A 13,721-nucleotide genomic window follows, 5' to 3' on the forward strand; every position below is an offset into this window, starting at 1 on the left:
ATCGTGATGTTTCACTTCGTGGAGACTCCGGCCCTCTCCCCCGCCCCTCTCCCATAAATGGGAGAGGGGAGAAAACGCGCGGGGGTTTTTGCTTTCTCAGCAACGCACACCGGCCACGATCGCATAGCAATCGTGGCCGGTGTGCGTTCGTCTTACTGGAACACCACCGTCCGGTCTCCGTTCAGGAACACCCGTCGGTCGATAAACGCCTTGACGGCGCGCGCCAGCGTGATGCATTCGACGTCGCGCCCGACGGCCAGCAGTTGGTCCGGCCGGTACGAATGATCGACGCGCTCGACTACCTGCTCGATGATCGGGCCTTCGTCGAGATCGTCGGTGACGAAGTGCGCGGTCGCGCCGATCAGCTTGACGCCGCGTGCATGCGCCTGATGGTACGGCTTCGCGCCCTTGAAGCCGGGCAGAAACGAATGGTGGATGTTGATCGCGCGATTGGCGAGCCTGGCGCTGGTCTGTGGGGACAGCACTTGCATGTAGCGCGCAAGGATCACCAGCTCCGCGCCGCTCGACTCGAACAGGTCCAGCCATTGCGCTTCCTGCTGCGCCTTGGTGTCGGGCGTGATCGGGAAGTGCCGGAACGGCAGGTCATGCTGCCGCGCGAGCGGCTCCAGGTCTGGATGGTTCGATGCGATCCCGACGATGTCCATCTTCAGCTCGCCCATGCGCCAGCGGAACAGCAGGTCCGCGAGGCAATGCTCGAGCTTGGACACCATGATCAGCACCTTCGGGCGCGCGTGGGCGTCGTGGATCGCCCACTGCATGCCGAAACCGTCGGCGATCGGCGTGAACTCCTGCCGCAGCATGTCGATGCGCAGCGCTTGCGCCTGCGTCGGGTGAAACATGCAGCGCAGGAAAAAGCGGTTGCTCAGATCGTCGTCGAAGACGGTCAGTTCATCGATGTAGCAGCGGTGGCGCTCGAGCAGGCCGACCACGGCGGCGACCTGGCCGGGTGCGCTGGGGCACGACAGCGTCAGGATGAATTGTTGTGAACGTGACAGCGCGTCCATGCGACTCCTCTGTTGGGTTGACTGGCCGACGCGCGCAGCGCGCGCATGCATACCATGCGCGAAGTAGAACAGCAGGCACGGCGGCCCGGCTAGAACCGAAGCGCCGCGTGGATGGAACCGGCCCGTCATGCCGGATCCTGCCGTGCGGGAGGCGGGTGTCCCACGCCGGCGGCGGGCAAACAGGCGCTGCAGAACCATTCGGCGTCGTTTGTGAACAGGCGGCGGCGGAGATCGGTTGCCACTGTTTGCCGGTGTCGCATTTCTGCAAGCACTTGTCGGAATTCGTCGGCAGGCGAGGGCCTTTTCTGGCAACCATGTAGGTATCGCGCAATTCAGCTTGTGATGCGACGGATCAGGTTTGCCCCGGGGCATTCCAGGAAAAAAGGTAGCAATACGCCGGCAACCCGGACCAACGGGCAACGCCGGCAAGCCATTGCTATGTGATGTGTGAGTCCCCGCAGGATCAGGAGAAGATTTCGATGGATAGTCCAAAGGTCGTGGTCGAAGGTCTGTGCAAGGTATTCGGCAGCAATCCGAAGCAGGCGCTCGATATGCTCGCAGCCGGTTCGACGAAAGACGAAGTGTTCAGGCGCACCGGCCAGGTCGTCGGCGTGCACAACGTGTCGTTCGACGTGCAGGAAGGCGAGATTTTCGTGCTGATGGGCCTGTCAGGCTCCGGCAAGTCGACGTTGATCCGGCTGGTGAACCGGCTGGTCGAACCGACCGCCGGCAAGGTGCTGATCGGTGGCCGCGACGTGGCGGCCGTCAGCTGCTCGGAACTGATCGCGCTGCGCCGCACGGACATGAGCATGGTGTTCCAGTCGTTCGCGCTGATGCCGCAGCGCACCGTGCTGTCCAACGCCGCGTTCGGGCTTGAGGTGGCCGGCGTCAGCAGGAAGGAACGCGAGCGCCGCGCCATGGACGTGCTCGAGCAGGTCGGCCTCGCGCCGTTCGCGCAGAAGCTGCCGCGCGAGCTGTCGGGTGGGATGCAGCAGCGCGTCGGCCTTGCGCGCGCGCTCGCCGTCAACCCGTCGCTGATGATCATGGACGAAGCGTTCTCCGCGCTCGACCCGCTCAAGCGCAAGGAAATGCAGAACGTGCTGCTGCAGCTGCAAAAGGAACATCGGCGCACCATCATGTTCGTGTCGCACGACCTGGAAGAAGCGCTGCGCATCGGCAGCCGGATCGCGATCATGGAAGGCGGCCGCCTGGTGCAGGTCGGCACGCCGCAGGAAATCATCGCCAGGCCGGCCGACGATTACGTCCGCACCTTCTTCGACGGTATCGACACCAGCCGCTACCTGACCGCCGGCGACCTGATGCAGACGGATGCCGTGCCGATCGTGTCGAAGCTCGATGCGGCGAACATTGCCAAAACGCTGAACGGCCACGCCGGCTATGCCTTTGTGCTCGATGCCCAGCGCAAGATCCGTGGCTGCGTCATGCGCGACGCCGCGCCAGACGTGCGGCCGGTGGAAAGCATCCGGCGCGATGCGTCGCTTGAACACGTCGTCGCGCGCGTTGTCGCGAACGCGAACGCGCTGCCGGTCGTCGACGACGACGGCTGCTACTGCGGCTCGGTCGACCGCGCCGTCATCCTGAAAGCCATCACGCACCACTCGCGAGGTAACCATGTCTGAAATGCTTCCACTCGGCCGCTGGGTCGACCAGTCCGTCCATTACCTGCTCGAGCACGACGCGGCGACCTTCGACGCGATCGGGCGCGCGATCGAGGGGCTCGCCGCACTGATCGAGCGCAGCCTGCAGGCCGTGCCGATGTGGCTGATGATGGCGATCTTCATTGGCATCGGGCTCTGGCGCGTCGGCTGGCGCTTCGGCCTGTTCACGGCCGCGTCGCTGTTCGTGATCTTCGCGACCGGATTCTGGGACCAGACCGTCATCACACTGGGCCTCACGCTGTCGTCGACGATCATCAGCCTGATGCTCGGCATTCCGCTCGGCATCTGGGCGGCGAAGAGCAGGGTGGTCGCGGCCATCGTGCGTCCGATCCTCGACCTGATGCAGACGATGCCGGCATTCGTCTACCTGATTCCTGCCGCGATGCTGTTCGGTCTCGGCCGCGTGCCGGGCATCCTGTCGACGGTGATCTTTGCGATGCCGCCCGCGGTGCGCCTGACGAGCCTGGGGATCCGCCAGGTCAACATGGAGATCGTCGAGGCTGGCCAGGCGTTCGGCTGCACGCCGTGGCAGTTGCTGTACAAGGTGCAGTTCCCGAACGCGCTGCCGTCGATCATGCAGGGCGTGAACCAGACGATCATGATGGCGCTGTCGATGGTGATCATCGCCTCGATGGTTGGCGCGGGCGGCCTGGGCAACGAGGTGCTCGCGAGCATCCAGCGCCTGGACATCGGCCTGGGCTTCGAAAGCGGCTTGTCGGTGGTGCTGCTGGCAATCATCCTCGACCGCATCACCGAGAGCTTTGGCCGCGCGCCGGGCACCGCGAAGGCGCCGCTGTTCTCGGGGCTCAGGCAACTGTTCTGCGCCAAGGCCACGACGGCGCAAGCCTGACCCCGGGTCATCCGTTCGCGAGGAGAGCGATGTGAGGTCCGTTGCCGCCGTGCCAGTCGACAGCGCTTTGCCTTCGGTGTCGTCCCTCGCGCATTTCGGCTTCCTGACGCTGCCTGACTTCTCGATGATCGCGTTCTCGAGCGCGGTCGAAGTGCTGCGCATGGCGAACTATGTCGGGCGCACCGACCATTACACGTGGTCGATCTATTCGCCCGACGGTGCGCCGGTGCACGCGAGCAACGGCATCGTGGTAAGGCCGACGCGCGCATTGGATGGGACCAGGCTGCCCGATGTGATGATCGTCTGCGGCGGCATTCGCATCCGCGATGCCGTCGACGACGGCACGCGCGCGATGCTGGTCCGGCTCGCCGCTCAGGACCTGCCGCTCGGTGGCATCTGCACGGGCGCCTACGCGCTGATGGCGAGCGGGCTGCTGGACGGATACCGCTGCGCCGTGCATTGGGAGAACCGGTCCGCGCTGCATGACGAGTTCCCGCTGGTGCATTTCGCCGACGAACTGTTTGCCATCGACCGCGACCGGCTCACCTGCACCGGCGGCACCGCACCGATCGACATGATGCTGAACCTGGTCGCGCTGCGCTTCGGCCAGCAGCTCGCCGCGCAGGTGTCCGAACAGTTCATTCTGGAGCGGATCCGCAGCGCGACCGATGCCCAGCCGATCCCTGTCGATGCCCGGGTTGGCCTGTCGAGGGCGGAGCTGATCGAGGTGGTGCGGCTGATGGAGGCGAATATCGAGGAACCGCTGTCGCTGGATGAGCTGGCGCGGCTGGTGGGGCTGTCGCAGCGGCATCTGCAGCGCATGTTCAAGCTCTACCTGAACATATCGCCCACCCACTACTACCTGACGCTGCGCCTGAAGCGCGCGCGTGACCTGCTGCGCACGACCAACGCCTCAATTGCCCGTGTGACGGCGGTCTGCGGATTTCATTCGCCGTGCCATTTCAGCAAGGCGTACCGCGCGCAGTTCGGCCATGCACCCAGCCACGAACGCCGGCCGCCGGGACGGTGACCGGCGGCACGTTCCTTACCAGCCTGACTACGGATTCCGATATCGATGAGCCAGACGATCTCGCGCCCGCTGCGCACCCCACTGTATGAGCGTCACCGTACCCTCCGCGCCCGCATGGCCGATGTCGGTGGGTGGGAGCTGCCAGCTGCTTTTGGTTCCCAGATCGCAGAGCACCACGCCGTACGCGAGGATGCCGCCATGTTCGACCTGTCGCACATGTGCGTGGTCGACATCGTCGGGCCGGACGTCCGAGGGTTTCTCGGCAAGCTCCTTGCCAACGATATCGGCAAACTGAGAACGGCAGGAAAAGCACTCTACTCGTGCATGCTTAACAACGAAGGGGGTGTGATCGATGACCTTGTCGTGTACTACCTGGAGGATGAAGCCTTCCGTATCGTCCTGAACGCACGCACGGCAATCAGCGACCTCGATTGGATCCGCTCGCAGATCGTTGTGACCAGGTGCCCGGTGAATCTGATGCCGCGACGCCAGGATCTTGTCACTGGGAAGGTGGAGCCGCTGGCGGTTATCGCCGTGCAGGGTCCCAATGCGCGGGAGAAGGTATTCAGAGCGATTCCCTCGACGCGGACCGCGGAGCACGTAAAGCCGTTCAATTCCATGACCGTCCACGACCCTGCTGTGGGCGAACTGATGCTGGCGCGAACGGGGAAGACCGGCGAGGACGGATTCGAACTGATCATGCCCGCAAACCACGCTGTTCAGGTATGGGACATGCTGAAGTCTGGCGGCATCCGTACGGCGGGCCTCGATGCGTGGGAGACGCTTCGGCTCGAGGCGGGCATGCACCTGAACGGGCGGGACATGGACCCACAGACCTCGCCCTTCGATGTCGGTTTAGGCTGGAGTGTCGATCTCGAAGCTGAGCGGGACTTTGTCGGCAAAGCTGCGCTATGCGCCCGCCGCCAGACCCAGCAGCTCGTCGGGCTCGCCTTCGAGGGAAGCGCCGCGGTCGCTCGCGCGCAAAGCCCTGTGAGGAGCCGCGAGGGAGAGGTGATCGGGAAGGTCACCAGCGGAACATACAGTCCGACGCTTGGAATCGCTATCGCCCTGGCCCGGCTTACGCCGGACGTCAAGTTCGGCTCGTATGTGAGCGTGGATGTCTACGACAATATGATCGCTGCGAAAGTGGTTCGTCCGCCTTTCGTACGGGACGGAAGTCCGGTGCTGCAACAACAGGCGGACAAGACGGCCGCTCACGCCTTCACGAGCCGGTGTTCGTCACCGTGAGCGGCCTGCGCTGCCTCAGTCGGCAGTGATGTTGTTCGCCTTCACCACGTCGCCCCACATCTTGTAGTGGGTGCGGGTCAGGGTCCCGAGTTGCTCCGGCGTGCCGCCGCCCGGCTCGTCGCCGCGGTCGACGATGCCCTTGATGACGGTGGCATCCTTCAGCGCCGTGTTCAGCGCGCTGTTGGCCTTCTTGACGATGTCAGGGCTCAGGCCGGGCGGCCCGTACAGGCCAATAAAGGAGATGATGGTGAAGTCCTTGATGCCGCTCTCGGTGGCCGTCGGCACATCCGGGATCATCGCCACGCGCTTGGGTCCGGTGACCAGCAGCGGCCGCAGCTGGCCCGACTTGATAAACGGCGCGACGACCGAAGTCGCATCGAACATCGCATCCAGGCGCCCGGCCATCAGGTCGATCATCGCCGGGCTGCTGCCCTTGTAAGGCACATGGTTCATCTTCGGGCCACCCATGCGCTCACGCAGCAATTCCATCGTGACATGCGGCAACGCACCGTTGCCACCCGATCCGTAGTCGACGGTCTTGCCCGCCTTGTCCCGCGCCTTGACCTCCTCGACAAACTGCGCGTAGGTCTTGATGGGCGAGCTGGCAGGCACGACAAGGACCAGCGGGGACTGCAGCATCACGCCGATCGGCGTCAGCTTCTGCGGGTCGACGATGCCGAGCTTGGTGTAGACGTGCGGCATGATCGTCATCGAGCCGTTGCCAACCAGCAGCTTGCTGCCATCCGGCGGCGCTCGCATCACCTCTATCGATGCGATGTTGCCGTTGACGCCGGCCTTGTTGTCGATGACCACGGACTGGCCGAGCGCGCTATGCAAGCCGTTTAGCAGGGCACGTCCCGCGAAATCGGTCTGCCCGCCCGGCGGGAATCCGACCAGCAGGGTAACCGGCTTGGTCGGCCAGGTGGTCTGTGCCCAGGCGCCCGTGGCGGCAAGCGTGCCAAGCCCGAGCGCGGCGATGCCCAGCATTAGCGCGGAACGGCGCGAAGCCGCAACAGACTTCTTGATGATTTCCATGACAGTCTCCAGTGATGTTCAGACAGGGCTGCTGTCTTACGGCTCTTCAGGCCAGTTTCTTCATCGCTTCCCACATCCCGTTGATATAGACCGCGCCCAGTGCGCGGTCATAGAGGCCATAACCCGGCTTGCCGGTTTCGCCCCAGATCATGCGGCCGTGGTCGGGGCGGAAATACCCCTGGAAGCCGACGTCGTGATAGGCCTTGACGATCGCTGCGATGTCCAGCGATCCGCAGCTCGACAAATGAGCGGTTTCTTCAAAATCGCCTTCCGCGGTCACCTTGACGTTGCGGATATGGGCGAAGTGGATGCGTCCCATGCCGCCGAACTCGCGCACCAGCGCCTCGACGTTGTTCTGCGGTCCGGCACCAAGCGAGCCCGAGCACAGCGTCAGGCCGTTCGCAGGCGTGTCGACGATCTTGAGGATGCGCGCCAGATCGTCGCGGTTCTTGACGATGCGCGGCAGCCCGAAAATGGGCCGCGGCGGATCGTCCGGATGGATGGCCATCTTGATGCCGCACGCCTGCGCAACCGGAATGACCGCGCGCAGGAAATACTCCAGATGCTCCCAGAGCCGGTCTTCGTCGATCCCGCGATATTCCGCCAGCAGCGCCTGCAACTGGTCGGGCTGGTAACTGGAATCCCAGCCGGGCAGGGCGATGCCCTGGCTCACGTCGATCTTCTCGACCTCGGTGGTGCTGAAGGCAAGGCAGGTCGAGCCGTCATCGAGCGTTTTCGACAGTTCCGTGCGGGTCCAGTCGAACACCGGCATGAAGTTGTAGCAGATGACTTCGATGCCGGCGGCGGCCAGGTTCCGGATGTTCTGCTGGTAATTGGCGATCCATCGTTCGCGCGCCGGCTTGCCGAGCTTGATGTCCTCGTGGACCGGAACCGATTCAACGACCTTGAACTGCAAGCCTGCCGCCTCGATGGTGGACTTGAGCGCCAGAATCTTGTCCAGCGGCCAGACTTCGCCGACGGGCTCGTCATAGATGGCGGAGACGATGTGCGTCATGCCGGGGATCTGCCGGATATACGCAAGGCTGATCGGGTCGGACGTTCCGTACCAGCGGAAGGACATCTTCATCGGGGCTTCCTTGTGTCGATTGGTGAACCAGACTGGTTCACCGATTATGAACTGGTTGCCCAATTTTGCCTTCATGGTTTACCATGGGCCATCTCAGTACTGCCGATTCCCGATCTCGCCGAGGTGGTCAACGATTTCAGAACGTGCGGCCGCCGCAGCTACCACCATGCGAAATACCACAAGCGAGCTTGCCCTGCCGCCGACGATCGAGAATCCGGCCGCTGCCGGCGACCGCTCCTACCTGTCGCTGGCCAGCCAGATCCATGCACTGATCGCCTCAGGCGAGTTCTCCGCGGGCACGCGGCTTCCGTCCGAACGCAATCTGGCTGAGAGATTCGGCGTCAGCCGCACGTTGGTGCGTGAGGCAATCATTGCGCTGGAAGTCCAGGGGCTGGTCGAGGTACGCGGCGGCTCGGGCATCTATGTATGCGCGGCAGCGGCTGTGCCCGCTGCGGACCCGTTCCAGCTGCCCTGGCGGCCGGGCCCCATCGAAACGCTGCGCGCCCGGGTGCTGATCGAGTCGGAAATAGCCGGATTGGCGGCCAGCGAACGCAAGGACAGCGACCTTGACCGGATGTTCTCGGCGCTGAGTCTGATGCGCGAGCTTATGCACGACAAGCAAGCCAATGAGGCGGCAGACCGGCAATTCCACCTTTGCCTTGCGGAATCCACCGGCAACAAGGTCTTGCTGCATATGGTCACCGCGCTGTGGGACAGCGCGCGCAGCGATCCCTTATGGGACAAGATCGAGGAGCACTTCCATACCCCGGAACTGCGGGTCGCGTCGCAGGAGGACCATCAACGGATCTTCGCCGCTGTCATGGCCCGTGACGGCGCCGCGGCGCGCGCGGCCATGCGAACCCACCTGGAGCGGGTGATCAGCGAGTTCACGCAGGCCTGGCGCTGAGGCGTGGTGCGTGATGGGTGAGAATCCACCCGCCGGTTCAGCCAGCCAGCTCGCGGTGCAACGCCACGTATTCCTGCGCAAGCTTGTGGCGCGGATCCAGGTGGATCATGGGGGTGGCGTGCTGGTGCGATTCGCGGATCTTCACCGATGACGACAACCGCGACTCCAGCACCGGCAGACCCTCGCTGACCAGTTCTTCCACCAGCTTCACCGGCAGGCTGGCCCGCGGCTGGAACTGGTTGATGACGATGCCTTCGACCTGCAGCCCGTCGTTGTGGTCCTGCTGGATTTCCTTGACGTTATCGAGCAGCGTGTAGAGGGCCCGGCGCGAGAAGTCATCGCAATCGAACGGGATCAGGCAGCGTTCCACGGCGATCAGCGCGGACCGGGTATAGAAGTTCAGCGCCGGTGGCGTGTCGATATAGATGGCGTCGTAGACCGCCTCCAGCTCCAGCAGGGCGTCGCGCAGCTTGTAGATCTTGTAGCGGGACTCGAGCTTGCCGTGCAGCGAATCCAGGTCGGGATGCGCTGGCATCACATCCAGGTTCTCGAACGGCGTTGCGTGGACAAAGGAGGTCAGGTCCACCGGCTTGAAGTTGTAGGTGAGCGAGGTTTCAAAGAAGTTCGCCACCGTCGGGCTGGCCTCCGCCGCCTGCGCGCCCAGCAGGTACTGGCTCGAGTTACCCTGCGCATCGAGGTCGATGACCAGGGTACGCAAGCCCTCGCTGGCGCTGATCGCCGCGAGATTGCATACGATCGTCGACTTGCCAACGCCACCCTTCTGATTAAACACGACGCGCCGCATTTGCCCCTCTGCAGAAGAACGTTTCGAAGGCGAAAGCATACCTTAGCGAGGCATCGCGGTGCGAGTCTTCAGCGTGACGTGAGTCGGCGTTGGCAACGACGATCATGCAACGGTGCGCATGGCTCCATGATGGAAGCCACGACACCATCAACTTGCCGGCTTTCGCCGGCAAGTCAGGGGGGCCGAACGGTTCGCTAGCCTTGTTCGCTGACGCCAGCGTTCAGAATGCGCTTATAGAAGCCGAGCTCATTGATGATCGCCTTGCCGCTATTGGCCCTGAGCATCGCCATCTGCTGCTGCGCGCGTGCCGTATCGCCGCGTTTCGCCGCGACGTAGCCCAGCAGCATCCAGGGATAGCCTGCGCCCGGGTCGATCTGCGTGGACCAGGTGGGCGCGTGCGAGTTCAGGTAGGCATAGCCAGAGTCATACCGGCTCTGGGTGGTCGCCGTATCCGGGGCCAGCGGGACGTCGTGGAGCTGCGGAAAGACCTGGGTGACCGTGCCGGGATAGAAATCCGGGTTAACGGTGGTGTCGGAATCCGCCACAGTCAAGGCCGAGCCAGTGGAGCGGTTCTGAATGCCTGCAGCAACCGATGTTGCAACCTGCTTGTAATAGCCCGCGTCAGCATCGCCCAGTGCGGCAAGCGCATCGGAGAAATCAACGAGGCCGCGGTAGTTTTCCGTATTGTCCTCTGTGTACGCAATGTTCGATCGCGTGAAGCTCGGACAATAGGTGGGATGGGTCGGTGGCGCGTAGTCCGCGCGGAACACCGAGATCATGCCATCCGTCTTTTGCGGTTCGACCAGATTGGCGTAGGCAATGGCTTTGAGGACCGGCAGGTGGTTCCGGAACCATTGGGTGTCGCCTGTCACCTTCATATATTCCGCCGCCAGCGACAGGAAGGTCGACGCATACGAATCGTTGGAGTCGGCGGGGCAGTGGATGGGAGCGTTCAGATCCCCGTTGAACTTGACATCGTTGATGGTGTAGTTCGCGGGATTGACGTTCCGGATATACAGATCCATGTAGGACCGCACTTCGTTCGGGCGGTCCTTGATGAATCCGAACAAGCCAAGATTTGCAAAATACCAGTTCAGCCAGTTGCTGCCGACGCCGACCTGATAGGCACCGGCAAGGGGGCCGGTTGTAATCTTCAGGGCGTCCAGATTGGCGAGGATATCGAAGCCGGAAGTCGCCGCTGCAGCCTGGTATGAAGTGGTGGAACTGGCCGGCGTCGAGGAGGACTCTGCAGAGTCACCACCACCACCACAACCCGCCAGCGTCATCGCGAGAGCGGTCAAAAGAGCCAATCCCTTGGCGGGAGGACCATGAAAAGCCGATATGAACTTCACTTCCATATTAGATCTGATTGATTGAAAACCGGGTTTGGGGACGAAAACTGCATGTGTCCGCGCATCGGGGCCTGCCGCAAGAACGAGCGCTTGCCACGGCGGAAAAATCCGACCTCGATGTGGTTCGCGGGATGCAAACGGCGGGCGCCATGGCTGGCGCCCAATGCAGTGCAAAGCGACACCTGGTATGGACGCTTCGCACGTCGGGTAGAGCGGTTCGCTTCAGCGGTTAGCTGTTACGAGCCGTCGGAAGAGCCGGGGGCAGCCGAGGCTACCTGGCGCAGCGGTATGTATAGGCGTTGACTACATCACCTGACTCAATACCGCGAGTGACGCGAACCGGGCTTGTATCTCTCTGGTCGGTGGGCCTGATGTTCAGCGGAACGCGAATGATACCTGATAACCCTACCCATTCCCGGCGGGGCGTCAGGTGGCGACGCGATTGTCAGGGCGCCGGCGGCGTTGCCTGCCGTACCAGCCAGCTCCTGAACGCCCGTGCCGCGGCCGGCTCCATCCGGTCGCGCGGCCACACCACGTAGTAGCCGCCACCAAGGCTGGCGCTGGCGTCGCAGGCGCGTACCAGCAGGCCTTCGCGCAGGCAGGCGTCGATCATATGGCGCCAGCCGAGCGCAATGCCCTGGCCTTCCATCGCGAGCTGCAGCAGGATCGGGTACTGGTTGGAGGTCAGCACGTTGACGGGGCTGGCGTCGGGCAGGCCCTGGTGCGCCAGCCAGGTCTGCCACGACATCCACTGGCGCTGGCCGTCGTCGAGCATCAGCAGCGTCTCATTGACGAGCGCCGGGGGCGGCAGCGTGCGGCCGCCCAGATAGCCCGGCGCGCATACCGGGAAGACTTCCTCGCCATACAGCCTGCGCGCAGCCATCCCGGGCGGTGAGCCCTCGCGCAGGTAGTACATGCCGATATCGAACTCCGCCGGCGACAGCGACGCCAGGCTGTCGTTGACGGTCAGCCGCAACTGGATCTCCGGATGGGCCTCGCGGAAGGAAGCGAGCCGCGGCGTCAGCCACAGCACCGCTACGCCGCTGGAGCAGGCCACCGTCAGTGCGGTCTGGCTGCGCACCTTCATCACGTCTTCCGTGGCTTCGGCGCAGCCGACCAGCAGCCGCTGGACCACCTCGGCATAGCGCTGGCCGCTGACGGTCAGGCGCAGCGCGCGCGGTTCGCGGATAAAGAGCTTGCGTCCGAGAAAGCTCTCGAGCTGGGCCACCTGGCGGCTGATCGCGCTTTGCGTCAGGTGCAGTTCCGCGGCGGCGCGGGTGAAGCTGCCGTGGCGCATCGCGGCCTCGAAGGCGACGAGGTTGGGCAGGGGCGGGAGCGGTGAGATACGCATGGGGGCTTCCGGACGGAGATGCCGCCATGATAGAACGCGGGCAAACGGGGAAGGGATAGGGGCCACCCGGAACATGCCGGGTGGCGGTATGGCGGACCGGCAGGCCGCCGGATCAGCCGGCGCGGCGGTGGATGCGGCCGGCCTGCATCACCACGCTCAGGTGCTCGCCCTGGCCAGCGACCAGGCCGATATCGTCTAGCGGGTTGCCGTCGACCAGCAGCAGGTCGGCCAGCGCGCCGGCGCGCACGGTGCCGAGGTCGCCGTCGCGCTGCAGGATGGCGGCGGCGATCGACGTGGCCGAGCGGATGGCTTCCAGGTTGCCGAGCAGTTCGGCGCGGATGCGGAATTCTTCGGCCTGGTGGTCGTGCATCTCGCCCAGCAGGTCGGAGCCATAGCCCATCGGCACGCCGGCGTCGGCGTAGATGCGCAGCGAATCGCGGCCGGCCTGGCGCACGGTGTCGATCTTGGCGACCGAGTCGGCGGGTAGCCCCAGGCGGGCACCGTCGCGCGCCAGCGCATCGTAGGTGACCAGCGTCGGCACGACAAAGGCGCCGTGCCTGCGCATCTCGTCGGCGGCGGCGCGGTCGACCAGGTTGCCGTGCTCGATGGTGCGCACGCCGCAGCGCACCGCGCGCGTGATGGCGCGGCCGGTGTAGGCGTGCGCCATCACGTAGGTCTGCGCGGCTTCGGCCTCGGCCACGATGGCACGGATCTCGTCTTCGCTGTACTGCGTGTTGCCGATCGGGTCGGTGGGCGAGGCCACGCCGCCAGACGCCATGATCTTGATCTGCGTTGCGCCCTTCTGGATTTCCTCGCGCACGGCGAGGCGCACCGCGTCGACGCCATCGGCCACGCGGGCGATGGCACCGGCACGGAACGCGCACGAGCAGGGCTCCAGCACATCGGAACGCGGCCGGAAGTCGCCATGGCCGCCGGTCTGCGACAGCGCCTTGCCGGAAGGGAAAATGCGCGGGCCCGGCACCAGCCCGGTGGTCACGGCCTGCGACAGGCCCCAGTCGGCGCCGCCGGCATCGCGCACGGTGGTGAAGCCGCGCTCCAGCATGCCCTTCATGATCGGCAGCGCGCGGATCGCCACCAGCACATTGGGCTGCACCGCATTCAGGCCGAGGTTGGCGAGCGATGCCAGCACGTGTACGTGGCAATCGATCAGGCCTGGCATCACGGTCTTGCCGCGCGCGTCGATGCGCTGCGCGTTGGGCGCGTCGATGGCCGGGCCGACGGCGGCGATGCGTTCGCCCTCCACCAGCACGTCGTGGCCGCGCAGCAGCTCGCCCGTGCCGGGCTCGAGCACGTCGCCGCCCTGGAAAAGAATCTGATGAGTCTGGGTCATG

11 protein-coding genes and 1 pseudogene are annotated in these 13,721 nt (G+C 64.5%); 5 read left to right on the top strand and 7 right to left on the bottom strand.

The genetic code is table 11. From position 1 onward, the window contains the following. Positions 1-152: 152 nt before the first annotated feature. On the bottom strand, positions 153-1,025 hold the full coding sequence (purU, locus tag AB1I47_RS25170; RefSeq protein WP_354686429.1) for a formyltetrahydrofolate deformylase: 873 nt from the start codon (positions 1,023-1,025) through the stop codon (positions 153-155). A 479-nt stretch (positions 1,026-1,504) separates the two neighbouring features. On the opposite strand from purU, the pseudogene AB1I47_RS25175 reads away from it, so the two are divergent. The 4 genes and pseudogenes from AB1I47_RS25175 to gcvT all read left to right on the top strand — a co-directional run. Continuing rightward, a pseudogene (locus AB1I47_RS25175) lies at positions 1,505-2,665 on the top strand (quaternary amine ABC transporter ATP-binding protein); the annotation flags it as partial. Further along, positions 2,658-3,554: a choline ABC transporter permease subunit gene (gene choW, locus AB1I47_RS25180; RefSeq protein ID WP_354686430.1), complete on the top strand. Its 897-nt coding sequence runs from the start codon at positions 2,658-2,660 to the stop codon at positions 3,552-3,554. The pseudogene AB1I47_RS25175 and the gene choW, both read left to right, overlap by 8 nt. A gap of 31 nt (positions 3,555-3,585) precedes the next feature. After that, positions 3,586-4,584: a GlxA family transcriptional regulator gene (locus AB1I47_RS25185; protein WP_407935909.1), complete on the top strand. Its 999-nt coding sequence runs from the start codon at positions 3,586-3,588 to the stop codon at positions 4,582-4,584. 45 nt (positions 4,585-4,629) lie between these two features. Continuing rightward, positions 4,630-5,832: a glycine cleavage system aminomethyltransferase GcvT gene (gcvT, locus tag AB1I47_RS25190; protein WP_354686431.1), complete on the top strand. Its 1,203-nt coding sequence runs from the start codon at positions 4,630-4,632 to the stop codon at positions 5,830-5,832. 15 nt (positions 5,833-5,847) lie between these two features. Here the strand turns inward: gcvT and AB1I47_RS25195 are convergent, their stop codons facing one another. Together AB1I47_RS25195 and uxuA are read right to left on the bottom strand one after the other, a co-directional pair. Further along, positions 5,848-6,867 (bottom strand): Bug family tripartite tricarboxylate transporter substrate binding protein, encoded by a 1,020-nt coding sequence (locus AB1I47_RS25195; protein WP_354686432.1) that lies wholly within the window; start codon positions 6,865-6,867, stop codon positions 5,848-5,850. Positions 6,868-6,913: 46 nt separating this feature from the next. Then, positions 6,914-7,954 (bottom strand): mannonate dehydratase, encoded by a 1,041-nt coding sequence (gene uxuA, locus AB1I47_RS25200; RefSeq protein WP_354686433.1) that lies wholly within the window; start codon positions 7,952-7,954, stop codon positions 6,914-6,916. 166 nt (positions 7,955-8,120) lie between these two features. Between uxuA and AB1I47_RS25205 the strand changes: the two genes are divergently transcribed. Further along, a complete protein-coding gene (locus AB1I47_RS25205; protein ID WP_354686462.1) occupies positions 8,121-8,861 on the top strand; it encodes a FadR/GntR family transcriptional regulator in 741 nt (246 codons plus the stop codon). Between the two features lie 37 nt (positions 8,862-8,898). Here AB1I47_RS25205 and AB1I47_RS25210 read toward each other — a convergent pair whose 3' ends face one another. The 4 genes from AB1I47_RS25210 to AB1I47_RS25225 all read right to left on the bottom strand — a co-directional run bounded on the left by AB1I47_RS25210 (position 8,899) and on the right by AB1I47_RS25225 (position 13,720). Next, entirely contained in the window at positions 8,899-9,666 is a 768-nt protein-coding gene (locus tag AB1I47_RS25210; RefSeq protein ID WP_354686434.1) for a ParA family protein, read from the bottom strand. Between the two features lie 194 nt (positions 9,667-9,860). Continuing rightward, complete coding sequence (locus AB1I47_RS25215) at positions 9,861-11,024, bottom strand: hypothetical protein (RefSeq protein ID WP_354686435.1); 1,164 nt, start codon at positions 11,022-11,024, stop codon at positions 9,861-9,863. 439 nt (positions 11,025-11,463) lie between these two features. Further along, positions 11,464-12,369 (bottom strand): LysR substrate-binding domain-containing protein, encoded by a 906-nt coding sequence (locus tag AB1I47_RS25220; protein ID WP_354686436.1) that lies wholly within the window; start codon positions 12,367-12,369, stop codon positions 11,464-11,466. A gap of 112 nt (positions 12,370-12,481) precedes the next feature. Continuing rightward, the gene (locus AB1I47_RS25225) at positions 12,482-13,720 is read right to left on the bottom strand and encodes a metal-dependent hydrolase family protein (protein WP_354686437.1); all 1,239 of its coding nucleotides are present in this window, start codon (positions 13,718-13,720) and stop codon (positions 12,482-12,484) included. Position 13,721 lies beyond the last annotated feature (1 nt).

Source organism: Cupriavidus necator (genome assembly GCF_040578825.1).
Classification (GTDB): domain Bacteria; phylum Pseudomonadota; class Gammaproteobacteria; order Burkholderiales; family Burkholderiaceae; genus Cupriavidus; species Cupriavidus necator_E.